The following is a 24,442-nucleotide window of genomic DNA, read 5'->3' on the forward strand; positions in this document are numbered from 1 at the left end:
TCCCTGGTCGACTCCGCGCCGTTCGACCACGCACACACCGGTGATCACAGGCGCCGCTGATGAGCCTAAGCGACCCCGAGGGCGAAGCGGCAGGTCCGGGCGGGGTCAGGCGACGACGAAACGGGCCCGCGGCTCACCGTGGAGACGGCCCGTCGGGAGCCTGCGGCCGTAGGCGACCAGGAGAAGGTCCTGGGCGGCTCCGGTCAGCTCGGCGCCGGCGCCGTAGGACCAGTCGAGGTCGTCGGCGCGGAGCCGGACCCCGTCGAGGTCGGCCCCGAAGAACTTCAGGCTCTTGGGGTTGACCGTCCCCAGCAGGACGCGAAGCCGCTCCTCGGGGACCCGGCGGTCGATCCCGAGCGCGACGGTGATGTCCAGGCCGTGAATCACATCGTGGCCCAGCGCCGCCTCGATCCCGCCGACCGGCGGCTTCCAAGGGTGGTCGGCGTGGTCCCTGAGGAACGCGGCCAGTTCGCTGGTCGAGGCGGTGGCCGCGTCCCTACGGGCGAGCCGGTCGGTCATCCGGTGAAGGCCGCCGCGCGCCTTGGTCAGCTCCCACAGCACCGCGGGGAGCGGATACCGGAACCCCATGGACATATGCGCCGCGACCTCCCGCACCCGCCACCCCGCACACAGGCTGGGCGCGTCCCACTGCTCGGCCGTCAGAGTGTCCAACAGGTCCGCCAGCTCCCGGCGTTCGGCCGCGATCGCTCTTCTGATGTCCACGAGATCCATGAGCTCAAGGGTTTCGGCTGTCCTGCCATAAGTCCAAGAGCTCATGGTTCTCGCAACCAGAAGCGACAGTTATCGGAGGTGGGGAGATCAGAGAACGGGCAGCATCTTCCGCAGCTCGAAGGGGGTGACCTCGGAGCGGTACTCCTCCCACTCCTGCTTCTTGTTGCGGAGGAAGTCATGCGGCGGATGCGCCACCCCGAGAGACCCTTCCGGCGCCGCTTCTTAGCAGGGGCGGCGCGGTCGTCGTTGGTCGTCGTTGGTCATCCTTGGGCACCCTCGGACGGCCCACAGACGGCCCGTCACGCACACGCGAGCCCAGTGTCCTCTGCCCGCCTGACACCCCGACAACAGCCCTATAGTGGGCCTCTGGCTCCCAACCCTCAGCACACGCGGCGCAAGCCAACGAGGAAACGAGAAGATATACCGAATTACGAATTCTGCTATACGTCATGTGTTTCCCCCACTCAAACGATGGATTAGAGGGCAACGGCGGAGAGGAGTGCCAGCCAGTGACTAAAGATGAGGATGATTTCGAGTTAGAAGAAGCCCCAGCAACTCTTTATCCAGACCTGGAGGTAGAGCCGACTACCTTGACGGAGGCCCAGGAGGCCGCCGTCAGGACGATTCAATCTGCAGGGTTTCGTCAAATTGGACATTTCGACGACATTTTGCGTTTTGCGGAGACGCGAGATAGAGCAGGGAAGCCCAAGGAGTCACCCCATAGGCGCTTCACGGTAGGCGTTGCCGACCTACAATCCGTAGCCTCCGGCCTGGAAACTCACCAAGAGCACGAAGAATATAGTGGCGTCACCACAAAAGACGGCGCATACGTCGAGTTCTTGCTTCAGGCACCCGGGTCCCTGTCTCGATCTGGACGAGCCATTGAACGTCGAGAGTGGGACTACCAAGAGCCGACATGTGATCACGTTTTCAACCCGCGGACGATCAAGATACGCTCAAGGGAATATAAAACAGGATTTCACCTCGAATCCCCGAGAGGGCACGCCTGCATCGAGCTATCGGAAATTAGCGCGATTGCGAAGTTCTTGATACTCCTCGGCGGGAGGCACTCACCTTCGGACTACACTGAGTACACCTTTAAAGTGATGCTTACGTCACCAGGAACATTTGACGCGAACATAAAAACCGCGCAACAGATAGCAGACGGCATACTGTTTGAACTAGATGCCAAACGCGGCATCACACTAAACCTTATCCCGCGCGAGTACCGGCGCACCACGGAGAAGAAGGTGTCTCGGCGCCTGAAACAAACCATTTCCTTTCCCTCTACAATCCTGCCACGCGAGGTAGCAGCCCTGTTTTCGTTCGCCGCCGAGGCAACAGAAAATCCTCCATTCGCATTCCTCTCCTACTATCAGATACTTGAGTACTACATGCCGCTAACGTCGCGACGAGATGCCTTGAAGCGCATACGTCGCGAGATTCGCGACTTCTCATTTGACATTTCCGACGACACTTCCGTACTGAGGGTCCTGAACGCAGCCGAGAGGGCGAAAGGACTCAGCGAGGAAGAGGCACTTAAAATACTGGTGCGCGACTGCGTGCGAGAGGACAGACTAATCGAGTTTTTGAGGTCAGAAACCTCCACACAGCACTTCTCGCGCAAAGGCCCAATCGGGGGCGTGCCCGCAATCAACCTAAACGCCACCAATGAGACTATTGCGGTTCAAGTGGCTAAGAGAGTTTACGCTTTGCGCAACCGCATTGTCCATGCCAAAGATGACCCAAAATACTCGGACACACCTCAACTGCTGCCTCGCAGCATCGAAGCAAATTCCCTGGATCCAGATATCCTCCTCGCTCGTTTCTTGGCGCTCGAAACCATCATCGACACTCAGGACTAAATTCGCCGGTTGGCTCACCTCCCTGCCCGCTCCGGCAAATGAGCACATCACGGTCATATCTGCCATGCAACAGGTGGGCTTGCAAGGACCCGGACGGACTGTCCGGCTCTCTGACCAACGGACCGCTCATGCTAAGCCCACACCGAAGAACGCCCTGTCCGATCCCGTAGATCCCGTAGGCGGATCGGTACCGTGAGGGAAGCCTTAGACGCCAGGAGGCAGCACGCAATGCGTGGTCTTGGAGATCACCTCAGCATCGGGGAACGGATCGCCTTCTACCGCAACCGCCGCGGCTACACCCAAGAGGTCTTGGCCGGGCTGGTCGGCCACAGCACCGACTGGCTGGCCAAGGTGGAGCGGGGCCGCCGAAAGCCGCCCCGCATCGACAAGCTCGGCGAGCTGGCGCGCGTCCTGCGGGTGCCGCTCGGAGACCTGATCGGGCAGCCCACGCTGCTGGAGGACGAGAAGCAGCAGGACGACGTCCCCGCCGTGCGCGACGCGCTCATGAGCCCGCGCCGTCTCTCTCGACTGCTGTTCGGCCCAGAAGCCGAGGCACAGCTACCGGTGCCGGGCCCCGTCGTCCCGATCGTGGAGCAGCACTGGAACGACTACCAGACCGGTCACCTCGGGAAGGTGGTGGCCGCGCTCCCTGGTCTCCTCCAGACCGCCCAGGAGCTGGAGGACCGGGCCGCGCGCTCACCGGAAGAGCGGCGCAACTGCTGGGCGGTCTCCGCCCGCACTCACCACCTCGCCGCGACGACGCTCGCGAAGATCGGCGAATCCGATATCTCGTGGCTCGCGGCCGAGCGGGCCATGCGGGCAGCGGACGAGTCGGGTGATCCCCTCGTGCTGGCGTCTGCGGCCCGATCGGGTACACATGCGCTGTTGGCCAACGGCCGATACGACGACGCCATGGAGCTCGGCGAGACCACGGCGGTGTGGCTGTCGTCACGCATAGAGGAGGACGACCCGGCCGCGTTGAGTCTGCTGGGGATGATCCACCTGCGGGCAGCCATCGCGGCAGCGCGGCACCAGGACCGAGCGACCGCGATGAACCTGCTCGGCCGGGCCGAGACACTGGCCAACCGGCTGGGCTCGGATGAGAACCACTGGCAGACCAGCTTCGGGCCGACGAACGTCGTGCTGCACAGGCTGTCGGCAGAACTGGACCTTGAGAACGTCTCCTACGTCGTCGAGCGCGGAAACATCGACGTGGACCACATGCCGCCGGAACGCGGCGTGTCCCACCGCATCGACTTCGCCCGCGCGCTCACGCTGGCGGGCAAGGGGGACGACGCCTTCACCGAGTTGCGGGCCGCCGAAGGCACGTCGCCGCAGCTCGTGCGCAACAATCCTCGTGTGCGGGAGACGCTGCGAGACCTGATCAAACAGGCCCCGGTCACCGGGGGCGCTCGCTCGTCCGAGCTGTTCGCGATGGCCCAGCGATGCAAGGCGGTGCAGTGAGTACGGAAGGACGCGGAGTCCTCGGAGTCGTCGGCACGGGTGCCGGCGGGGTGGAGTCGCTGCGCACGGGGCTGGTCGAGCCCGCCCTGACACGCGGCTGGCAGGTGGCCGTGACGCTGACGCCGACCGCGGGTGAGTGGCTGCGGTCCATCGGCGAAGTTGAGCGGCTGGAGAAGGTGACCGGGCTGCCCGTACGGGACACTCCCCGGCTACCGGGCGAGGCTCGGCCACACCCCCAGGTGGACTGTTACGTGGTGGCCCCTGCGAGCGCGAACACCGTGGCCAAGCTGGCGACCGGCATCGCCGACAATCAGGCGCTCACGCAGGTCTGCGAGGCGATCGGCACCGCCGGCCTTTCGGTCGTCGTCTTCCCCCGCGTCAACGCGGCGCACGCCCGGCATCCCGCCTGGCGTGGGCACCTCGCCACGCTCCGCGAGGCAGGCGTACGGCTCGTGTATGGACCGGACGTCTGGCCGCTGTACGAGCCGCGTGAGGCGCCGTCCGGCCGTGAGCTGCCCTGGACGGCCGTGCTGGACGCGGTGGACGATACCGCTACCTGAGACCTCGTCAACCCGCCTGACCTGCAACGAAAGAGGACCCGGACAGTCTGTCCGGGTCCTCTTTCGTTGGCACCCACATGCTCGTTGACATGTCAGGGAGCAACGAGCACCGCACCACTGAACTGGGTATGTCCGCCGCCGAATTCGCCTTGATCAAAGCGAGTCTGCGCACAGCGCGAGCGACAGCGGAAAATCTGCTGAGCCGCGCCGACACGCTCATTGAGCGGGCGGAGACCCGTTGCCCTCGACAAGCCGCTCCAGGCGGTCAAGCCGGTCACCAAGCTGTCGGAGCGTCTCGTGAATCGTGCTGAGTTCCGACGCCAACGCGGTGAACGCGGGGCTACTGCCGGATTCGGTGCCGAGTGGCACAGCAGGATCGCGAACGAACGTTCCGCGCCCCTGCTGGGTGATGACCAGCCCCTCGGTCCGGAGCTGTCCGTAAGCACTCTGCACGGTCATGAGCTGGACACCGAGCTGCTTCGCGAGCCCACGGGCCGCAGGCAGCCGGTCCCCCGGCCCGTAGACCTCGTTCGCGATGTCCTCGCGGAACTTCGCGGCAATCTCCTTGGCCGTCGGCTTGGGCACATCGGGGCTTAGCTCCATGTCACGAGCGTAGCTGTCCTAGGTCAATCCGAGATCGGTGGACCGGCTTGACTTACAGATTGACCTAGGTCAATCTGTAATCACTTCGCGACGGCCCAAGCGCCAAGGGCCGGAAGTGCTGTTTGACCTGCACAAACGCGCCCAGAGGGCCCTGTGAAACGGGCCCAAGGGCAGCGCCCGTTGCTTGAGAACTGAAGACCTGTTGCGACTCGCTGGTGACGACCCCGGAAGTGATCCGGGAGGTGACAGCGGCTGAGTCCGCGGACCCGCTAGGTCGAGTCCGGGGCGAGCAGGGCAGGTCAGAACGGCGGCCGGGGAGGCCGGAACATCCCCGGACGTGCGGCCGGTGGCCGTCTTGGGTGACACCGGGGCGGCTGCGCTGAGCGAGCGGATCATCCCCGTACCCGGCACCGGGCAGACGGGCGCGATGACCGAGGCAGCCGACCGCGCGCACGCGCTAAGGGCGGCACATGGGCACCTGGAGAGGGCCTGTCTGGATGCCGCACCTGCGAGAGGCAGCCCGGGGGTGATGTCCCCACCACGACTGCCGCTCGTCATGCAGACAGGACGTCGCACCTGGCCCAGAGCCGTCGGCCTGCCTGTCTGCTTGATGAGAACACGAGTGCGGTCCCCGGGAGGCACCCCGGGGACCGCGTACAGGCACCTGGATGAGAGGCAACCTGTGATCACCAGCATGACATGCGGCTTACTCGCTGCGAACCCCGGTGACAGCGACCCGGACATGGACGAGGCGCTGCGGCGCGTCCGGTCGGGGGGTGGACGCTGATGGCGGCCACGTGTGGCTCCTGCGGGGGCGCCGGCGGTCGGACCGAGGACACCTCGGAAGGCGGGGTCACCCGCCAGACGTGGCGGACCTGCGGCTCCTGCGGCGGAAGCGGGGTCAAGTGATGGGCGACATCCCGATCCGCTGCACCACCTGCAACGGCACCGGTGAAGGCCAGTGGGTCATCACCGGCAACGGTTCGCAGACCCGCCAGCCCTGCGGTTCCTGCGGCGGCAGCGGGCAGCAGTAGAACCCCGCTCCCCCCGCTCCGCGAACCTTGCTCGCCGGGGCGGCGGCCTCCGACCAAGGGACAGCCCGCCGCCCCGGCTCCCTTCTTTGCTTCCCCTTCGTCTTCTTCCAAGGAGTTCCGGCATGACGGAACGTACGTTTCAGATGACCCTGCCCGGCCCGGTGGTGCTGGGCCTTCACCTGCCGATGGGCAGCGTTGACGCCCAGGTCATCGACAGCCTCACCACCGCTTCGGTGGTCCTGAGCACCCAGGACAGCACCGGCCCGGCCGCCGACGCCATCCACCGGGCCCACGCCCGCCAGGACGGGCAGACCCTGGCCGTCGAAGTCCCCGAGCTCCCCGGCAACGTGATGACGCAGACCATCCGGGGCAACCGGATCGTGCAGCACATGAGCGTGGTCAGCGGGTCCATGACCAGCGTGACCATCGTCAACGGCCGCGTCATCCACGGCGGCGGTCTCCAGGGCCCGGTGGTGAGCGAACTCCGGGCCCGGGTGCTCCTGCCGTCGCATTCCTCGCTCGCGGTGGTCTCCCGGTCCGCCGACGCCGTGGTCAACGGCTACGTGGACCGGATGGAGTTCCGCTCCGTCTCCGGCGACCTGCACCTCAACGGCGCCCGCGAACTGCGGGCGCAGACCACCTCCGGTGACCTGAGCATCGTCCGCGTCACCGACCGGCTCACCGCCCGCACCGTCTCGGGTGACATCTCCGTGGACCTCTACAGCGGCAGTGACGCCGACCTGAACACCACGTCCGGTGACGTCCTGGTCCGTGCCGCGGATGCCGCCTCCGGCTTCCTGCGGGCGCAGACGGTCTCCGGCGACGTCCGCGTCGGCGGCAGCCGCAACCTGCGCGTGAGCGCGCACAGCGTCAGCGGCGACGTCTACACCCGCTGACCCCTTCACACCACGCCCCGGGGCGGCGGCCTCCGACCAACGACAGCCCGCCGCCCCGGCTTTTCCCCTGCCCATCCGCGACTTCGGAGCTTCCCCATGAAGAGCTTCATCGGCCACCACCAGGTGGCCACGGACACCGATTACCTCGAACTCGCCCTCGGTACCCCGCTCGAGCTGTGGCTCGGCGAGGAGGGGGAGAGCGACGAGGAGCGCGCGGCCCGTCTGGACGCGGCCCGTGACATCCTCACCGACAACCCCGAGCTGATCGACAGCGTGACCCGGATCGCCGCCGAGGCCATCGAGACCCACGCCCCGATGCTCTTCCACGGCCTCAGCCGCCTCTCCCGCCCGGCCCACAGCACCGGCCGTAGCGCGACCGCGCCGAAGGCGGCAGCGTGAACACGACCAACACCACAGCCAGCCAGTCGCTGCTGGAGATGATCGCCGCTGACGAGCGGGCCCTGCTGCGCATCGGCGACCTCGCCCGGGAACTCCTTGCCCGGCACGCCGACCTCCCCCTGACCGGGGCCCGCCTGAAGTACGGCAGCCAGATCCACCTGAACGCCCCCACGGCTGAGGACGTGAGGGCGTGGGCGGCCCGTCTGGACGCCGAGGTCACCGAGCACACCGCCGACCCCGGATACGGCCCCTTCCGGCACACCGACGTCGACACGGTGATCGACGGCATCCGGGTGCATGTCTGGCACTGCCGCGTCCTGTCCGAGGCCGAAGCCGCCGCCTGGCGGGAGAACAGGAGCCGGTCATGAGCCACACCCTCGCCGCCCTGTCCACCGCCGCCCCACTGGCCGCCGCGTGGACCGTTCACGGCCTGTGGCAGCACCGCCTGATCGACCGCGCCGAACGCGACGAGTTGACCGGCCTGCCGCGCCGTGCCGCGTTCGAGAAGAACGCCGCCCGAATGCTGCGCCGAACGGGGCGGGATGTCGTGGCGGTCCTGGTCATCGACCTGGACGGCTTCAAGCAGGTCAACGACATCCACGGGCACGCGGCCGGTGACACCGCGATCCGCGAGACCGGCCGGCGCCTGGCCCAGTGGGCCGAGCCCCTGGGCACCGTGGCACGGCTGGGCGGGGACGAATTCGCCGCCGTCATCCGCTGCCCCGACCCCGACACCCTGCGCGGAGAGCTGACCCACCTGCACCAATGGCTGTGCTCCCCGGTCACCTACGACGGGCTGCCGCTGCCCCTGGGCGTCTCCATCGGCGCCTACCCTCACACTCCCGGTCCCGGGACCGTCGATCTGTCGGCGGCGCTGCGGGTGGCGGACGAGGCGATGTACGGGGTCAAGCAGACCGGCGGCGGCTGGGGCATCACCCACACCCCCACCCCCGCCTACCGGACCGTCAACGGCCGCCGCGACGGCCGCCGCGGCACCGACCTCGACGCCCAAGGAGATGAGTCGTGATCCGCTTGGTGACAAGCCGCCGACTGCGCAAGCTGAGCACGCAGTGCGAGCAGGCACAGGCCCACGCCCGAGAGGTGCAGGAGCGGGCCGATCAGGCGTACTCCGGCTACATCCGCCAGCTGAGCGAGGTGACCGCGCGGGCTGAAGAGGCCGAGAGCGACGCCGCGATCATCCGTGAGGAAGCCGTCCGGCTCGAAGCCGCCGTGAACGAGGCGGCGGCACAGCTGGACCAGGCGCGCGCCGAGCTGGCGGACCGCGCGGATCAGATCGCGGTGCTGGGCAAGGAGCTGCAGGCCGCCCGGCTCGAGGGCCGGTCTTTGGTGCTGCTGCTGCACTTCGGCGAGCCGCACAGCATCCACCACACCCTGGAAGCCGCCAAGGACTACGCGGCCACGCGTGGTGTCCCACGGGACGGCTGGGGGCCGACGGATGACCGGCCGGTCTGTGAGCTGTCCTGGCGGCTCCTGGTCTTCACCGCGGAGGAGGGGCGCAATGACTTCATGGCTCCCTGACCTCCCGGCCAGCGGGACATGGGCCTGGGCGCTGCCGGTGGCGGTCGCCGTGTCCGCTCTCGCAGTCACCCTGTGGGTCCTGTCCCGGTTGCGGAAGTCGGCATGGCTGTCCGGCATCGGGCCTCAGGCTGTTGTGGCGCTGGGCGGTGTCGCGGTCAGCGTGTACGGCCTGTGGGGGTTCGCCACCGAGACGGCCGGGCTGCCCGCCCCGTTGGCGGTGGCGTTCATCGCCGTCTTCGACGCGGCCGAGATGACCCTGCTGGTGATGATGTACCGCGCGGCCGACCCCGAGCAGGGGTGGACGCCGGAGCTGCGGCTGATGCACCGCACCGCCTGGCTGCTCGTGGGCTTCTCGGCCGCGATGAACGCCGTCCACGCCCCGAACTGGTGGTCACGCCCGGTCCTGGCCGCCATCCCCGGTCTGGCCGCCTGGCTGATCGAGCTGCAGCTGCGCAGCAAGCTCCACCACGAGCGGCCCGACCAGGACGAGGCGGGTGGGCGGCCGGGGCCGGTCCGGCTGCTGGTGCTGCTGTGGCAGCACGCCTGGGCCGCCCTCTTCGCCGTACTGGGCCTGGACGCGCGGACGTCGTCCTCGGCGATCGCCCGTGCCGCGCTCGCGCAGCGGGCCGCGCTGCGGGTCTACCGGCTCCGCCTGGCCCTGGAAGCCAAAGACGCCGCAGACCGGCCGCGTTCGCTACGCCGGTCGCGGCGGCAGGTCGAGCGGCTGCGCGGCCGGGCGCAGAAGGCGCTGGCGCGGGCGGATGTGGCGATCGACAGCGGGCAGTCGCTCGCGCTGGGACGGCGGATGGCCGAGCTGACCCGGGTGGAGGACGTCGCCCGGCTCGACTACTCCGACACCCCCGCCGTGGTGGCGTTCATGGAGGACCTGGCGGTCACCCCCGGGGTGGAGCGGTTGGAAGCCTCCGCGCTCGCCGAGCAGGCGCAGGCCGCGCGGCAGCGCGCGGAAGCCGCGCGGGCCGAGGCCGAGAGCGCGCGGCAGCGCGCGGAGGAGGCCCTGACTGCCGCGCGGGAGGAACTGGAAGAGGCCCGGCGCGAGCATGCCGAGCTGCTGGCGGGCCGCCAGGATGCGGCCGGGCAGGTGGATGCCGCGCGGCAGGAGGAGCGGGCCGCGCGGCAGCGCGCGGACGACGCGCGGAAGGAGGAAGAGACCGCGCGGCAGCGCGCGGAGGAGATCCTCAAGGACGCCCAGCAGAAGGTCGCCGACCAGCAGGCCCTGCTCGACACCCTCACCCAGCAGGTGAAGGACCTCGACGCGGCGCGGCAAGCCGGTCAGGCCACGTTGAAGCAGGTCAGCGACCAGATCGAGGAAGCTGCCACGCTGCGGGACCGGCTGCTGGGTGATGTCGCCGAGCACGCCGCGAGCGACCCGGACCCGGTGTTCAAGTCCGAGGCCAAGCAAGCCGGATGGCAGCTCTACCTCGACTCGGTCACCACCGGCAACGGGGCCGAGCCGAGCGCCGCGGAGCTGGCCGAGCGGTGCTCGGTGGACCCGGGCAACGCGAGGAACTGGCTGAGGGACTTCCGTGCCGCGCGTGCCGCGCAGCTCACCGCGCGCCAGCCGCGCGCCCTGGCCGGTGTCAACGGCACGAACCGCTCATGACCGCCCTGCCGGTCTACCGGTGGCACCTGGCGCCGGACGGACTGGCTACACGCCGGCAGCTCCGCGCGATGAACCTGCGCCCCGGCGGCCAGGACGTCGTCGCGGAACTCCAGCGGCCCAGACGCGGGCGCGGGCCGCTAGTCGCGTATCTGTACCGCATCGACCGGGCCAAGCCCGTCCGGCCCATGACCCCGGCGAAGTGGGCAGCGCTGGCCAAGGCGAACACCGCCCGCCGCACCTGCCCCACCTGCCGACGCGATGCCGGATACGTCATCCCGACCTCACTCGGGGCGTGCGTGACCTGCGCCTATCCGCTCGGTCTCGCTGTCTGACCCCGCGATCACCCCATTTCCCGAACCCTGTTCATGCCTTGGGAGGCATTCATGATGCAGCGTCTTTCCCCCCTGCTCGCCGAGGCCATCGCCGGAGCGATGGCCGGCTACCTGGGGTACCAGCTCACCACCTACGACGTCCCGCTGCTGCTCGTCATGGCCTGCGCTCTGGCGCTGTACATCGCCTTCCGCGAGAGCCTGCACCAGCTCAGGCAGGCGCCCCACACGGTCACGCACCGCTGCCCGGTCCCCGGCTGCGCGTTCACCGTCCGCCTGACCCGCGCTGACGCGGTCGAGAACCGGCGGTGGCAGGAGATCGTCGCCGCCCACCCCAGCCACACCTGATCTCCAGTTCCCCACCAGCCCTGTTGACGGGAAGGACCCTGCGGTGATTGCTCGGCTGTTCTCCGGCCGTACCTCCGTCCGCGAGCTGAAGCGTCTGCGGCCCGATGAGCTGGCCGCTCAGGCGTACGACCACATCCAAAGCGCGCAGATCGCCCACCAGAGCCACGACCCCGCCACGCTGACCGCCGAAACGCAGCTGGCGACCGCGCTCCTGGCCCTGGCGGCCTACCTCAACGACTCGAAGTGACGCACCAGGCGGCCCCGGCCCGCTGTCCAGGCCCGGCCGGGGCCGCCCCTTGCTCCTGGAAAGGAGTGTGACCAGTGTCCGACACCATCCTGACCGCCGACGAGACCGCGATCGATGCCGAAGAGATCCCCGACGTCACTCCCCCACCCGACCACGTCCCGGCGGCCGAGCCGGACGTTCCGGGTAGTGGGCTGGCGCATACGCCGGGCGGTCTTCCTGCTGTTCCGCTGACGGTCATCGGCGCCAACAGCACCGTTGCCGCCGTATCCGCTTCCGTCCTGACCGCCGGAGCCCCGGTCACGGGCCTGGCCGCCGCCGGCATCGCGGCGACCGCGGCCGGTGCCGCAGCACTGCGCCGACGGTCAACGGCCAAGCAGGACGCCAACCGGGCCGGTAGACACCCCGGCGGCCCTCGCGCCGGTCGTACCGGCTTCAGAGCGAGCAGCACCCGTCATGGCTCCAGCACGGGCCACGCCGGTACTCGCCGAGCCGGAGGCCAGGGCCGAGGCAGCGCCGCCCGTACGGCTCCGGGAAGCGCGGGCCGAAGTGGGGCCCGGTCGCTGCGCGCCGCAGGTCAGGCGGCCAAGCTCCGGGCGGCCGAGGCCGACCGCAGCCCCAAGAGCAAAGGCGTCAGGGGCACTCTGAGCACGGTCAAGGCGGCCCGCGCGGAGCGTCAAGCGGCTGCCCCCACACGCGCCGAGCGGCGCCGTCAGGACACCGCCGACCGGCGGAACCTGAGTGATGCCCGGCGTGCAGCCAAGGCCGCCCGGAAAGCCGAGCAGCGGGCCGCCCAAGGCAAAGGCTCCAGCGGCCGGATGGGGTCGGGCGGCAAGCGGTTGGACTTGTCCAAGTCCCCGAAGTCGATGACGGCTGGCGGCCGTGGCCAACGCGCCAGGGGCGGGGACATCAGGGCTTGGGGCGGTACCGCTCGGGAGCGGGTACGGCAGGCGATGCGACGGCTGCGCTCTCGCGTGCGTGCAGCTAAGGATGAGCGCACCGCGCGACAGCTGGCCGGAATGCGGGAGCAGCGGAAACGGGCGCAGGCCCGGTGGCGGCTGTGGCGGCGGCTGACGGTCTCCGCGCTGCGCTACTACGGGCGCACGATGGCGGCGGCGGCCATCAGCGTGCCGTTCTTCGCCATCGGGATGATCACCCATCCGATCGGGGTCCGGTTCGGCTGGCGCTGGTTGATGTGGCCGGGCCAGCGCGTGTACGCCCGGTTGGCCGCAGCCGCGAGGCGGGCCCGGGAGAACCGCGACGCCTACATCCGCGACGAGTACAAGGCCACGCTCGAAGCCGCTGACGAGGGCGAGCCGATCGCGTCCACGGTCCGCCGCGCTCCCCGCAGTCACCACGCTTATGCAGGCACCAGCACAGGAGGTTCCACGACCATGTCCACCCCCGCCGGGCCCGGCTTCCTGTTCAACGAGTCGGCATCCGAGATGGAGGCCGCGGCGAAGAGCTACGACCCCGCCGGGATGATGCACGTCCACGACACCATCAAGGGCTTCCCCGAAGCGCTGGCGAGCGTGGCGAACACCTTCGCGATCCTCGCCCGGAAGTCGGACGAGGAGTTCCCGCTGGAGCCGGAAGTCGGCACCTCACTGGACGCGATCTACCAGGCGCTGCAGCTGGCCATCGATGAGGCCGAGGAGGCGTTCAAGACCTTCCGCGTCGTCCACGAGCAGGACATCCGGCGCCACGAGGACCCCCGCAACAACGCCGAGGAGGGCTGGGACACCACCAACAACCAGTAGCCCCGCCACCATCCCCGCACGGGCCCGCACGCCGCTGGTGTGCGGGCCCGGCCTCTTTCCCGCCTGGAGCCGGACATGACGCAGGAAGCGATGAGCCGAGAACGCCGCAGCCCCAAGGAACTCAACCTCAACAGCACCAAGAAGACCAAGGCCCCGGGCGCGAGCAGCACGCTGCCCCCGCTGGACTGGGCCCGCAGCCACGGCCCCATCACCGGGGCCCTGTCGGCGACGACTGGCGCGGCGGCGGTCGCACTGCTGGGCACCGCGACCGGGATGCCCGAGGGCTGGCCGCTGCTGATCGGCGCTGCCGGAGCCGCGGGTCACGGCATCGGCCACAGCATCCGCCGCAAACTCACCGTGCGCACCGCCGTCGCCCGTGCCGCGTCCTGGCTGGTGGCCGGGGGCTGGACCGCCTGGGCGATGGCCCATGGGCCGCTGTCGTGGGCAGCGGCCGGATCGCTGGCCGCCCTCGGTGTGGGCATCGGGTCCGCCGCCGCCCACACCGCCGCCTGGGAAGAAGTGGCCGAAGAGGAGCGGTTCACCGCCGAGGCGCGGGCCGCCGCCGCTGAGATGGACGGCCGCCGACGCGCGATCGCCGCCGAGTGGCAGGACCGCATCCGCCGGGTCTGCGGGGTGGACGTCAAGGTCATCGCGGTGGAGTTCTGGGAGACCGGCGCCGGACTCTCGGTCGAGGCCGAGCTGCCCGGCGGCGGGGTGACCTGGGACCGCGTCAGCTCCCGCTCCCGCGCTCTGGCCGCCGACGCCCGCCTTCCGCTCGGCTGCACCGTCCATGTCGAGGAGGGCGCCGCTCAGGGCCTGGTCGTTCTGGACGTGATGACCAAGAACATCATGCGGGAGGAGAGGCTCTACCCCGAGGACTACAGCCCCCTGTCGATCCTCACCGGAATTCCCTGGTGCCTGCGGCCCAACGGCGAGGAAATCCGCGTCTTCCTGAGGGAGGCGTGCGCGCTGCTGCTCGGCCCGCCCGGCTCGGGCAAGTCCACGTTCATGGACGTCATCCTCGCCGGATTCGCCCGCTGCACCGACGTCCTGGTCTGGGTCATCGACCTCAAACAGGGCGCCATCGGCATCCCCTGGGTCACCCCCTGGCTGGAAGCACAGGGCCTCATCGAGCCCGACGACCCCGACCACCCCGCCCCGGCCGGCACCCGCCCCGGAGTGGACTGGCTCGCGGCCACCCCGAAGGAAGCGATCCGGATGCTCAAAGCCGCGCTGCGCATCAACAAGGCGCGCCAGCTCCGCTACCAGAAGCTGATGCGACAGCAGGACACGACCCTGCTGCCCATCTCCCCGGAGCTGCCGCAGATCGAGATTGTCATCGACGAGGGTGCCGAGGCCCTGGCGCACGCCAACAACCGGCGCGAGCCGGAGAAGCGGGAGCTGGCCGAACTCATCAAGGAAGTCATGCGCACCACCCGCGCCATGGGTATCCGCAAGGTCCTCACCGCCGTGGACGGCAACCTCAACACCATCGGCGACACCGTGGTCAAGCGGTTCTCCCCGCTGTCCCTCGCGCTGACCTCCGGCGAGAACTCCGGCCACAACGTCGGCAAGCTCTTCCCCAAGGCACGCATCGACAGCACCCAGCTCAACGAGAAGGGCGCCGGCATCATTGGCGACAGCGGCGCCAACGGCTTCGCCCCCACCGAGTTCAAGGGCTGGAAATCCCTGCCCTCCATGGTCCGCCGCGTCGTGCTCGCCACCAACGACCGCCGCCCCACCCTGGACCAGGTCTCGGTGGAGGCCGCGGGCGCGGACTACCGTGAGCGGTGGAGCCCGCAGCGAGCGGGCTGGCTGGCCACAGCGGCCGAGGCCGCCAGGAACGGCGACACCCCCGACGACGACCAAGCCCCCGATACGGCCGTCACAGCGACCGCTGTCCTGGACAAACCCGAACCGTCCGCAAGTGGTAACGACAGCGGGCATCGGCACAGGTCACTGAACCTGTCCTACCAACGCCGGGCCGAGGAAGACCCGGATGAACTCGCTGCCCGGTTCCTCGCCGAGATCGATCAGACCTACGGCACCACCGAGGAACCCGACCACACCCGCCGCACCGACCACCAGCGGCCCCGCGGCCTCAACCTCTCCTACAGCCGCACCGAGCCCCAGGAGACCAACGACGCCCCCGAGGACGGCGACGGGCCCGACCGCGTACCGCCCCTTCTGCAGCGCGCGTACGAAGCGGTGACGGCCGCGGGCGGGCGCATGCACACCGCCGACCTCGCCGAGCAGCTCGGCCTCGGTGCCACCGAGCTGGGCACCGAACTGGGCCGCATCCTGCGCGCGGTCGGCGTCGAACGCCCCGGCAAAGGCACCGTCCGGGTGGGCAAGAGCGAGCCGCGCACCGGCTACCTCGCCGAGACTCTCGCCGAAGCCATCCACCGCTACCGCGACGCACGGTAACCGGCACCCCTCCCACACGCAGCCCCCCACACCCCCCACAACGACCCCCACAGGCCCTGTGGGGGTCCCACACCCTGTGGGGGCCTGTGACCTGTATGTGGGGGCTGTGGGAGTCCCACACAGGCCCCCACAAATCCGCCCCTCAGACGGTTTCAGGCGGCATCAACTCCCTCCCCCACATCCCGTGGGACCCCCACACCCGCACACCCTCACTCGTCACGTTCAGTAAGGACCTGCCGTGATCGTCTCCCTGTCCACCGTGCTCCTCCTCGGAGCCGTTCTGGGTCTCATGCTCCGCAACCGCAACCTCGGCGTCGGCGGTGCCACCGTCGCCGCCCTCTTCGGCTTCTGCCTCGCCTCCACCGGCGCCGCCCCCGCGATCAACGACGCCCTGCAGTCCCTCGCGGACTCCCTCGGCCGCATCGGCTGACACACGCCCGACCGCCCGCCCACCAACCGGCCCCGGAGGCAGCTATGCAGCAACCCGACCCCCGCCACACCATCCCCGGCACCATCGCCCCACACCTCCCTGCCGACCTGTACCGGCAGTTAGACAGCCGCCCCGTCGTCATCATCCAGACCCCCGCCCCGGCCCCGACCCGCTCCATACGGAAGTGGGCCATACCGCTGGCCATCGGGCTCGCCGGAGCCGCCGGCGTCCTCGGCCTGGTCGCCGCCGCCGTCGCGGTCTTCGACTACGCCGCGCGCACCGCCGCCTTCATCGGCTCCACCACCGGCCCCATCGGCCTCGGCCTCTCCCTGAAGCTCTTCCAGTCCAAGAACAAGTGAGGAAGCCCCGCATGGAAGCCTCATACACCCCGGGAAGCCTCATCGTCCTGGTCGGCTCACCCGGCGCGGGCAAGTCCACCTACGCCCGCCGTCACTTCCCGACCGGCCGCCTGTGCCTGGACGACTTCCGCCAGATGGCGACCGACGACGCCGCCGACCAGTCCGCCACCCCCACAGCAGCCCAGATCCAAAACCTCCTGCTGGAGGCCCGGCTCGCCCGCGGCCTCACCACCGTCGTGGACAGCACCAACGTCCTGCCCCACGTCCGCGCCGGACTCCTCGCCCGCGCCCGCTACTACCAGCGCCCCACCGTGGCCGTCCTCTTCCAGCTGCCGCTGGACATCTGCCAGAAACGCAACACCGCCCGCACCCGCCAAGTCCCGCAGGACGTGGTGCGCAAGCTGCACCAGATGACCCCTTCGGCCGAGCAGTTGGCCGCCGAGGGATTCACCACCATCCGAACCATCCACCCGACCTGCAAAGGGAGCACTACACCATGACCAGCCCCATGCCCTGGTTCGAAACCCTCACCGACAGCGTGTACGCCCTCGGCGCCGCCGCCCGCGAAGCCCAGCGCGCCGCCCGCACCGCCGAACTCGCCCGCGACGCCTACGACCTCGACCGGCTTCGGCCGGTGGACGGTGAGGTCCGCCTCGACGGCCGGGCCCCGGGCGGAGTGCCGTTCCGCCCGCACGACGCCGCCCTGTTCACCATCGGCGATGTCCTCATGGACCAGGCGCACAAGCTGCGCAAGCTCTACTCCCAGGCCGCCGAGGGCTACGCCTACGGCACCGCGTGGGCCATCCTGCGTGTCCTGGAGGGCCAGCAGCCCGATGCCGTCCAGCTCGGCCGGAGCCGGGAAGGGTTCTACGTCATCCCCGGTGAGCTGTCCCCGCTCCCGCCGCTGATGCCGGGCCTGGAGCGCTGGAACGGTTACAACAAGCTCGTCCACGCCCATGCCCGGTGGGCCATCTGCGAGGAAGCGGGCCTGTTCGCCGAGTACCTGGACGAACAGCCCCAGCTCTCCGACCACGAAGCCGGGGAACTACACGAGGCCATCGACACCGCGACCGGAGTCCCGGACGCCGCGTACGCCTATGGCCAGCTCGCCGAATCCGCGTTGCGCTTCGCGCTGCTGGAGCCCCGGGCCCAGCACGCCCGTCAGCAGTCGGCTCGATAGCTAGGCCCGGGGCGGCGGCCTCCGACCAAGGACAGCCCGCCGCCCCGGCTTCCCCTGCCCATCCACAACGGAACAGGAGACCCCCAGCATGCACCAACCCACTCCTCCCCGGCGAGACCGCCCCGCCCGCACCCACCTGCAGACCGCGCTCGAGCTGGCCAAGGTCGGCATGCCGACACTGCCCCTGCGCAAGGGCAAGGTCCCCTTCGGGAACTGCCGCACCTGTGCGGGCCTCGCCTGCGGCGGCAGGCCCAACATGAAGACCCCGGGCCCCTGCCAGTGCCCCGCCGTCTGCCACGCCTGGGCCGCCGCTACCATCGACCCCGCCGTGCTCGCCTCCCCCGCATGGGCCCTCGCATGGCGCCATGCCGTAGCCGTCGCGTACCACCCGGGGGGCGCCGGGCTCACCGTCGTGGACCTGGACAACGCCGCCGCCGTCGCATGGGCGCGCCAGACCCTCCCCGCGACCAGAACCGTGCCGACCACGCGCGGCGAGCACTGGATCTACCAGGGAGTGATGCCCTCGGCCAACCAGGTCCGGCCCGGTGTGGACATCAAGTCGCGCATGTCCTACGCCCGCTGGCTCGGCCCCGGCACCGGCCCCCTGGCCGACCTGCCGTCCGCCGTCCGCGCGCTCTTGGGCAGGGAAGAGACCACCCCCGCCCGCGGGGCCGTGGTCTCTTCGTCCCCCGGCCGCGCCGAGTGGGACCGGACCGTGGCCACCGGGTGCAGGCACACCGAGCGGTACATCCGCACCGGGCTGCAGCGCGGTCTGGCCATGGTGCGCTCCCACACCGAATCGGGCGCCGGATCGCAGGCATTCGGGGTGGCCCGATTCCTGGCAGCCCAGCACGCCACGTGCCCCGGACCGTGCGGGCTGGACGCCATCGGGCGGCAGATCATCGCTGCCGCCGTCTCCGTCGGCGTCCCCGAGGCGTACGCGGAACGAGCCGTCACCAACGGCCTCAACGGCATGGGGGCAGCCGAGTGACCTCCCGCCCCCACACCACCGGAATCCGGCCCCAGGACGCCGTACAGGCCCCGCCCAAGACGGCCGTAGGCGCCCCGGCAGGCGCCGCCCGTCAGGGCGTCCCTTCTGTCCCTGGCTCTGACGGACAGCGGGGAGACGGGCGGTACCCCATCGCGTGGCTCCACATCACCGCACCACCGGACTGGCAGGCCACGCCCACCGGCACCTCGACATGCGCGTGCGGACGCGACCGCAGCGCGGTCGGCCGCCGCCGGGTGCTCGCCCTGATCGCCGACCACGAAGCCCACAAGACCGTCTGCCCGCTCCGCAGCTCCCAGGAAGAGAAGAACGCCGCATGACCACCCCCGAGACCGATCTGTGGGCGGGCTTCGACCCACTGGCGGCCGAGGCCGTCACCGGGCCCGTGTGGGACGAACCGGTCCCCCTGGCCCCGCACCGTGCGCTTCCGACGTTCCCCGTGGACGCCCTGCCCGGCTGGCTGGCCGACATGGTCAACGCCGTCGCCGAGGAGACCCAGACCCCCGCCGACCTGGCTGGATGCCTGGCTCTGTCCGTCATCGCCACAGCGGCCGGCGGCCGGGCCACGGTCTGCGTGCGGGGACGCTGGCGCGAGCCGGTCAACCTCTACACCGCCGTCGCCCTCGACCCCGGCAACCGCAAGTCCGCCGTCTTCGCCCTGATGACCGAGCCCCTCATGGCAGCCGAGAAGACGCTCGTGGAACTCTCCGGCCCGGCCCGCGCCGAGGCCGAGACCACCGCGCGCCTGGCCAAGGCCGCCGCCGACAAGGCAGCCGCCAAAGCCGCGAACGCCGAGCCCGGCCTGCGCGACCAGCTCACCGCCGAGGCCGTCGAACTTGCCCAGGCCGCCGAGGACATCAAGGTCCCCTGCAAGCCGCAGCTCGTCGCCGACGACGTGACCCCGGAGAACCTGGCCACTCTCCTGGCTGAGCAGGAGGGCCGCATCTCGGTCCTCTCCCCGGAGGGCGGCATCTTCGACATCATCGCCGGGCGCTACAGCGGTACCCCCAACATGGAGGTCTTCCTCAAGGGCCATGCCGGGGACATGGTGCGGGTCAACCGGCAGGGCCGAGACGCCCAGCACATCGAACACCCCGCCGTCACCATGGGCCTGGCCGTCCAGCCCGAAGTCCTGGAGTCCATCGGCCAGATCAAGGGCGCCGACGGCCGCGGGCTCCTCGCCCGCTTCCTGTACGCCCAGCCCGAATCCCTCGTCGGCCGCCGCAACCTCACCCCCGACCTCATCCCCGACCACGTCGCCGATACCTACGCCCAGCGGCTCGGCGGCCTGGCGCTGGCCATGGCCGGATGGACCGACCCCGCCGTCCTCACCCTCACCCCCGAGGCCGACCAGGTGATGCTCGCCTACCAGAAGGTCACCGAATCCCGGATCGGCAAGGGCGGTTCCCTGGCCGGGATCGTGAAGTGGGCCAGCAAGCGGGACGGAGCCGTGGCCCGCATCGCCGGGCTGCTCCACCTGGCCACCCACCCCGACCACGGATGGACCCGGCCCATCGAGGCCGCGACGCTAGCCGCCGCCACCCGCCTCGGGGACTACTTCACCGTCCACGCGCAGCACGTCTTCGACGCCATGGGCGCCGACCCCGCCCAGGAAGCAGCCCACCAGGTTCTCACCCACCTCACCGACGCCCGCCTCACCGGCTTCACCAAACGCGACCTCTTCCGCGGCCTGCCCCGGGGCGACTTCCCCGCCATCGCCGACCTCGACCCTGCCCTGGCCCTGCTGGAGGAACACGGCTGGATCCGCCAGCAGCCCCAGCCCCCACGCTCCGGACGCGGCGGCCGGCCCCCCTCCCCCCCGCTACGACACCCACCCCCGCCTCACCCGAAGCTGACACAACCCCCAACCCACCGACAGAACTGACAGAACCCCACCCAGAACCCCCTGACCTGCAGAAACACCCGGATCGGCGCCCGTGACAAAACCTCCGGAAACTCTGACAGAACCCAACCGACCCGGAAGGGCCGTCTGTGACAGAACCCCCTGCCAGGAGGTTCTGTCAGAGTTTTCGCGAGTTCTGTCACAGCCGACTCTGAGCCCAAAACAGCAGGTCAGAACGCTACCACCCGGGTTCTGTCAGTTCTGTCACCGAAACCCAGGGCAGCGGCCCCGACCAAGGACAGCCCGCCGCCCTACTCCGCCCATCCCCACACCCACCAGGAGAGCCAGGTGAGCCCAACCACAGCCGTCCAGACCCCCGACCCCCGCACCACCCTTCGGGCCGGACTCCCGGACCGCTACCTCACCCCCGACGACATCGCCGAACTCTTCGAGGTCCCCCTGGAGACCGTCTACCAGTGGCGTAAGAAGCGCGTCGGCCCGCCCGGCTTCCGTATCGGCAAGTACCTGCGCTACGACCCCTCCGACGTCCAGCAGTACGTCAAGGGCCGCAAGGCCGACACCGCAGCCGCCTGACAACATCCACCAAACCAGCACCCGACACAGCGGGGCGGGACCACATGGTCCCGCCCCGCTCTCATGCATGCACGAAGGGACCACAGCCTCAATGGCAGGTCACATCCAAGACCGCTGGTACAAGAACGAGATCGGCGCCGACGGAAAAAGGCGCCGCGTCAAGACCGACCGCTACGGCACCGGCATGCGCTACCGGGCCCGGTACATCGGCCCGGACGGAACCGAGAAGAGCAAATCATTCCCCGACAAACAGAAGCGACTCGCCGACCAGTGGCTGGCCCATACCGAAGCCGACATGTCGCGCGGGCAGTACATCGACCCACGCGCCGGACGGATCACCTTCCGCGAGTACGGTGAGAAGTGGCTCGCCGCGCAGACCACAGACCCAAACACGCGGGTCCCGGTGGGCGTACAGCTCAGGCTTCACGCATTCCCGTACATAGGCTCACGCCCACTGGACTCGTTTCAACCCGGACACATCCGAGAGTGGCTGGCCGAGTTGGAGCGAGCAGTGCCGGCATCGTCATACCGCCGGGTGATCTTCGCGAACGTCTCGTCTGTCCTGAACGCTGCCGTGGACGACAGTCTGCTGCTCAAGAATCCGTGCAAGGCTCGCTCAGTTCGTGCGCCTGAGCGCGGGGCCCCTCGCGTACGTCCGTGGCCCGCCGAACGCGTCTTCGCTGTCCGGGCCGCGCTCCCCGAGCGCTATCAGGCAATGGTCGACATCGGGGGCGGTTGTGGTCTCAGGCAGGGCGAAATCTTCGGCCTGCCGGATGATGAGGTGGACTGCGAAGCCGGATGGCTCCACGTCGCCTATCAGGTGAAGGTGGTCAACGGGCACCTGGTCTTCGCGCCGCCGAAACGCGGCAAGGAACGGGACGTGCCGCTGCCGGAGCGCGTAGGTCGCGTGCTCAAGGAGCACCGGAAGCACTTCCCGCCCGTGAAGGTGACGCTGCCCTGGCTGCGGCCGGACGGCCCGCTCATAACCAAGAGCCTGCTGTTCTCCCTCTCAGGGGGCGGCGCGGTCCGCCGGACCGACTTCAACACCCGGGTGTGGAAGCCCGCACTCGTCGCGGCCGGGGTGATACCCGAGCCCGAGAAGGGTGAGCGGCACGAGGCGGCCCGCGAGCACGGCATGCACGCGCTCCGTCACTTCTACGCCTCGGTCCTGCTGGACGCCGGGGAGAACATCAAGGCTCTGAGCGGCTACCTCGGCCATACTGATCCCGGCTTCACTCTCCGGACGTACACGCACCTGATGCCCAGCAGTGAGGGGCGTACCCGGAAAGCCGTGGACCGGCTGTACGAGGGGGCCGAATCCGCGCCGGACGGCCCACAGACGGCCCAGGAGGAATGAGACGACTCCGGGCCAGCGTCGCGACGACGCTGGCCCGGACCATCGGTCTAGCGGTACATACTCGCTGACCTGCGCTTACAGCACCGGCAGGTTCTTCCGCAGCTCGAACGGGGTGACCTCGGAGCGGTACTCCTCCCACTCCTGCTTCTTGTTGCGGAGGAAGAAGTCGAAGACATGCTCCCCGAGCGTCTCCGCGACCAGTTCGCTGCGCTCCATCAGATCGATGGCCTCGCCCAGGTTCTGCGGCAGCGGTTCGATGCCGAGGGAGCGGCGCTCGGCGTCGGAGAGGGCCCAGACGTCGTCGTCGGCGCCGGCCGGGAGTTCATAGCCGCCCTCGATGCCCTTGAGCCCGGCCGCGAGGAGTACCGCGTAGGCCAGGTAGGGGTTGGCGCCGGTGTCCAGGGAGCGGACCTCGATGCGGGTGGAGCCGGTCTTGCCGGGCTTGTAGAGGGGGACGCGGACGAGGGCGGAGCGGTTGTTGTGGCCCCAGCAGATATAGGAGGGGGCCTCGCCGCCCGCGCCGGCGGTGCGCTTGGAGCCGCCCCAGATGCGCTTGTAGGAGTTGACCCACTGGTTGGTCACGGCGGAGATCTCCCCGGCGTGGCGGAGCAGCCCCGCGATGAAGGAGCGGCCCACCTTGGAGAGCTGGAACTCGGAGCCGGACTCGTAGAAGGCGTTGCGGTCGCCCTCGAAGAGGGAGAGGTGGGTGTGCATGCCCGAGCCGGGGAATTCGGAGAACGGCTTGGGCATGAACGTGGCCTGTACGCCCTGCTCCAGCGCGACCTGCTTCATGACCAGGCGGAAGGTCATGATGTTGTCGGCGGTGGAGAGCGCGTCGGCGTAGCGCAGATCGATCTCCTGCTGGCCGGGGGCGCCCTCGTGATGGGAGAACTCGACCGAGATGCCCATCGATTCGAGCATGGTGATCGCCTGGCGGCGGAAGTCCATGCCGATGTTCTGCGGGGTGTGGTCGAAGTAGCCGGAGGAGTCGGCGGGCACCGGGCGGCTGCCGTCCACCGGCTTCTGGTTGAGCAGGAAGAACTCGATCTCGGGGTGGGTGTAGAAGGTGAAGCCGAGGTCGGAGGTCTTGGCGAGGATGCGCTTGAGGACGAAGCGGGGATCGGCGAAGGACGGTGAGCCGTCCGGCATCAGGATGTCGCAGAACATCCGGGCGGTCCCGGGGGCCTCGGCGCGCCAGGGCAGGATCTGGAACGTCCCGGGGTCCGGCTTGGCGATCATGTCGGATTCGTAGACCCGGGCGAAGCCCTCGATCGCGGAGCCGTCGAAGCCGATGCCTTCGTCGAAGGCTCCCTCGAGTTCGGCCGGCGCGACGGCCACGGACTTCAGGAAGCCGAGCACATCGGTGAACCAGAGCCGCACGAACCGGATGTCGCGCTCTTCGAGCGTGCGGAGCACGAACTCCTGCTGCTTATCCATGGTCCCCTATCCTTGCAGGTCAAACGGCTCTTTTCGCGGGCGCGGGGCACCTTCCGCAGCCCAGTATCACGCGGTGGGATTTCACGGAGGTTTCGTCCGGGCTCTCCCGGTCTCCCCTCAGCTCACCTCGATGTGTGCATCGTACTTTCACCCGGCCGGTCCCGGCCCCGGGCGTTCCGCGCGCACCGTGGCGCCTGCGGGAGCTCCATACCCCTTGGGGGTAGGGTGCCGACTATCACGATGATCAAACAGTCAGATGATCTGAACGGTCAGATGGAGGCGGCAGTGCACCAGAGCCCCTCACCCCACAGCCGACCGCTGATGCCGCGTCGCATAGAGCGGCGCGTCGGCCGCCCGCCCTTCCGGCGGGGCGGCGGACGCGCCGCCCCTCACGCATCCGGCACACATCAGC

General features: G+C 69.5%; 26 protein-coding genes and 2 pseudogenes. 24 read left to right on the forward strand and 4 right to left on the reverse strand.

The features are described 5' to 3' along the window. Positions 1-105: 105 nt before the first annotated feature. Together ACK1X7_RS15135 and ACK1X7_RS15140 are read right to left on the reverse strand one after the other, a co-directional pair. Entirely contained in the window at positions 106-732 is a 627-nt protein-coding gene (locus ACK1X7_RS15135) for a maleylpyruvate isomerase family mycothiol-dependent enzyme (RefSeq protein ID WP_385138432.1), read from the reverse strand. 87 nt (positions 733-819) lie between these two features. After that, positions 820-906, reverse strand: a pseudogene (locus ACK1X7_RS15140) (glutamine synthetase); the annotation flags it as partial. Positions 907-1,241: 335 nt separating this feature from the next. Between ACK1X7_RS15140 and ACK1X7_RS15145 the strand changes: the two are divergent. From ACK1X7_RS15145 to ACK1X7_RS15155, 3 genes are all read left to right on the forward strand, one after another. Then, positions 1,242-2,597: a hypothetical protein gene (locus ACK1X7_RS15145; RefSeq protein ID WP_413115170.1), complete on the forward strand. Its 1,356-nt coding sequence runs from the start codon at positions 1,242-1,244 to the stop codon at positions 2,595-2,597. A gap of 228 nt (positions 2,598-2,825) precedes the next feature. Then, positions 2,826-4,061, forward strand: coding sequence for a helix-turn-helix domain-containing protein (locus ACK1X7_RS15150; protein WP_413115171.1), 1,236 nt, complete (start codon positions 2,826-2,828; stop codon positions 4,059-4,061). Continuing rightward, the gene (locus ACK1X7_RS15155) at positions 4,043-4,621 is read left to right on the forward strand and encodes a flavoprotein (protein ID WP_413115172.1); all 579 of its coding nucleotides are present in this window, start codon (positions 4,043-4,045) and stop codon (positions 4,619-4,621) included. The genes ACK1X7_RS15150 and ACK1X7_RS15155 overlap by 19 nt, the downstream gene beginning before the upstream one ends. A gap of 216 nt (positions 4,622-4,837) precedes the next feature. Here ACK1X7_RS15155 and ACK1X7_RS15160 read toward each other — a convergent pair whose 3' ends face one another. Next, positions 4,838-5,224 (reverse strand): GntR family transcriptional regulator, encoded by a 387-nt coding sequence (locus ACK1X7_RS15160; RefSeq protein ID WP_413115173.1) that lies wholly within the window; start codon positions 5,222-5,224, stop codon positions 4,838-4,840. Positions 5,225-6,132: 908 nt separating this feature from the next. Between ACK1X7_RS15160 and ACK1X7_RS15165 the strand changes: the two genes are divergently transcribed. The 21 genes and pseudogenes from ACK1X7_RS15165 (at position 6,133) to ACK1X7_RS15265 (ending at position 22,593) form a co-directional block, all read left to right on the forward strand. Continuing rightward, entirely contained in the window at positions 6,133-6,258 is a 126-nt protein-coding gene (locus ACK1X7_RS15165) for a hypothetical protein (RefSeq protein ID WP_258407644.1), read from the forward strand. Positions 6,259-6,380: 122 nt separating this feature from the next. Next, positions 6,381-7,154 carry a DUF4097 family beta strand repeat-containing protein gene (locus ACK1X7_RS15170; protein WP_413115174.1) on the forward strand — a complete coding sequence of 258 codons (774 nt, stop codon included), beginning with the start codon at positions 6,381-6,383 and terminating at the stop codon, positions 7,152-7,154. A gap of 96 nt (positions 7,155-7,250) precedes the next feature. Continuing rightward, positions 7,251-7,553, forward strand: coding sequence for a hypothetical protein (locus tag ACK1X7_RS15175; RefSeq protein ID WP_413115175.1), 303 nt, complete (start codon positions 7,251-7,253; stop codon positions 7,551-7,553). Continuing rightward, positions 7,550-7,921, forward strand: coding sequence for a hypothetical protein (locus ACK1X7_RS15180; protein WP_413115176.1), 372 nt, complete (start codon positions 7,550-7,552; stop codon positions 7,919-7,921). The genes ACK1X7_RS15175 and ACK1X7_RS15180 overlap by 4 nt, the downstream gene beginning before the upstream one ends. Then, the gene (locus ACK1X7_RS15185) at positions 7,918-8,580 is read left to right on the forward strand and encodes a GGDEF domain-containing protein (protein ID WP_413115177.1); all 663 of its coding nucleotides are present in this window, start codon (positions 7,918-7,920) and stop codon (positions 8,578-8,580) included. Before ACK1X7_RS15180 ends, ACK1X7_RS15185 begins: the two co-directional genes overlap by 4 nt. Next, a complete protein-coding gene (locus tag ACK1X7_RS15190; protein WP_413115178.1) occupies positions 8,577-9,092 on the forward strand; it encodes a hypothetical protein in 516 nt (171 codons plus the stop codon). Before ACK1X7_RS15185 ends, ACK1X7_RS15190 begins: the two co-directional genes overlap by 4 nt. After that, entirely contained in the window at positions 9,073-10,713 is a 1,641-nt protein-coding gene (locus ACK1X7_RS15195; protein ID WP_413115179.1) for a hypothetical protein, read from the forward strand. Before ACK1X7_RS15190 ends, ACK1X7_RS15195 begins: the two co-directional genes overlap by 20 nt. Continuing rightward, on the forward strand, positions 10,710-11,045 hold the full coding sequence (locus ACK1X7_RS15200) for an RRQRL motif-containing zinc-binding protein (RefSeq protein WP_413115180.1): 336 nt from the start codon (positions 10,710-10,712) through the stop codon (positions 11,043-11,045). The genes ACK1X7_RS15195 and ACK1X7_RS15200 overlap by 4 nt, the downstream gene beginning before the upstream one ends. Positions 11,046-11,096: 51 nt before the next feature. Next, positions 11,097-11,390, forward strand: coding sequence for a hypothetical protein (locus ACK1X7_RS15205; RefSeq protein ID WP_220047284.1), 294 nt, complete (start codon positions 11,097-11,099; stop codon positions 11,388-11,390). A 43-nt stretch (positions 11,391-11,433) separates the two neighbouring features. After that, positions 11,434-11,637 carry a hypothetical protein gene (locus tag ACK1X7_RS15210; RefSeq protein WP_220047283.1) on the forward strand — a complete coding sequence of 68 codons (204 nt, stop codon included), beginning with the start codon at positions 11,434-11,436 and terminating at the stop codon, positions 11,635-11,637. A 74-nt stretch (positions 11,638-11,711) separates the two neighbouring features. After that, positions 11,712-13,394: a hypothetical protein gene (locus tag ACK1X7_RS15215; RefSeq protein WP_413115181.1), complete on the forward strand. Its 1,683-nt coding sequence runs from the start codon at positions 11,712-11,714 to the stop codon at positions 13,392-13,394. Positions 13,395-13,469: 75 nt separating this feature from the next. Next, on the forward strand, positions 13,470-15,821 hold the full coding sequence (locus tag ACK1X7_RS15220) for a hypothetical protein (protein WP_413115182.1): 2,352 nt from the start codon (positions 13,470-13,472) through the stop codon (positions 15,819-15,821). A 238-nt stretch (positions 15,822-16,059) separates the two neighbouring features. Continuing rightward, positions 16,060-16,251: a hypothetical protein gene (locus tag ACK1X7_RS15225; protein ID WP_220047280.1), complete on the forward strand. Its 192-nt coding sequence runs from the start codon at positions 16,060-16,062 to the stop codon at positions 16,249-16,251. A gap of 44 nt (positions 16,252-16,295) precedes the next feature. Then, on the forward strand, positions 16,296-16,610 hold the full coding sequence (locus ACK1X7_RS15230; RefSeq protein ID WP_220047279.1) for a hypothetical protein: 315 nt from the start codon (positions 16,296-16,298) through the stop codon (positions 16,608-16,610). Between the two features lie 11 nt (positions 16,611-16,621). After that, positions 16,622-17,110: an AAA family ATPase gene (locus ACK1X7_RS15235; protein ID WP_413115183.1), complete on the forward strand. Its 489-nt coding sequence runs from the start codon at positions 16,622-16,624 to the stop codon at positions 17,108-17,110. Next, positions 17,107-17,790 (forward strand): hypothetical protein, encoded by a 684-nt coding sequence (locus ACK1X7_RS15240; RefSeq protein WP_413115184.1) that lies wholly within the window; start codon positions 17,107-17,109, stop codon positions 17,788-17,790. Before ACK1X7_RS15235 ends, ACK1X7_RS15240 begins: the two co-directional genes overlap by 4 nt. An 88-nt stretch (positions 17,791-17,878) precedes the next feature. Continuing rightward, a complete protein-coding gene (locus tag ACK1X7_RS15245; RefSeq protein WP_413115185.1) occupies positions 17,879-18,781 on the forward strand; it encodes a DNA primase in 903 nt (300 codons plus the stop codon). Then, a complete protein-coding gene (locus tag ACK1X7_RS15250) occupies positions 18,778-19,119 on the forward strand; it encodes a hypothetical protein (protein WP_413115186.1) in 342 nt (113 codons plus the stop codon). Before ACK1X7_RS15245 ends, ACK1X7_RS15250 begins: the two co-directional genes overlap by 4 nt. Next, positions 19,116-20,655: pseudogene (locus ACK1X7_RS15255) on the forward strand (YfjI family protein). The gene ACK1X7_RS15250 and the pseudogene ACK1X7_RS15255 overlap by 4 nt, the downstream one beginning before the upstream one ends. Before the next feature lie 335 nt (positions 20,656-20,990). Then, entirely contained in the window at positions 20,991-21,236 is a 246-nt protein-coding gene (locus ACK1X7_RS15260) for a helix-turn-helix domain-containing protein (RefSeq protein ID WP_413115187.1), read from the forward strand. Between the two features lie 91 nt (positions 21,237-21,327). Next, positions 21,328-22,593, forward strand: coding sequence for a tyrosine-type recombinase/integrase (locus ACK1X7_RS15265; RefSeq protein ID WP_413115188.1), 1,266 nt, complete (start codon positions 21,328-21,330; stop codon positions 22,591-22,593). Positions 22,594-22,668: 75 nt separating this feature from the next. Here the strand turns inward: ACK1X7_RS15265 and glnA are convergent, their stop codons facing one another. After that, complete coding sequence (glnA, locus tag ACK1X7_RS15270) at positions 22,669-24,030, reverse strand: type I glutamate--ammonia ligase (protein WP_385138501.1); 1,362 nt, start codon at positions 24,028-24,030, stop codon at positions 22,669-22,671. Positions 24,031-24,442: the final 412 nt, after the last annotated feature.

It is taken from the genome of Streptomyces sp. CY-1 (genome assembly GCF_047218265.1).
Lineage (GTDB): Bacteria > Actinomycetota > Actinomycetes > Streptomycetales > Streptomycetaceae > Streptomyces > Streptomyces niphimycinicus.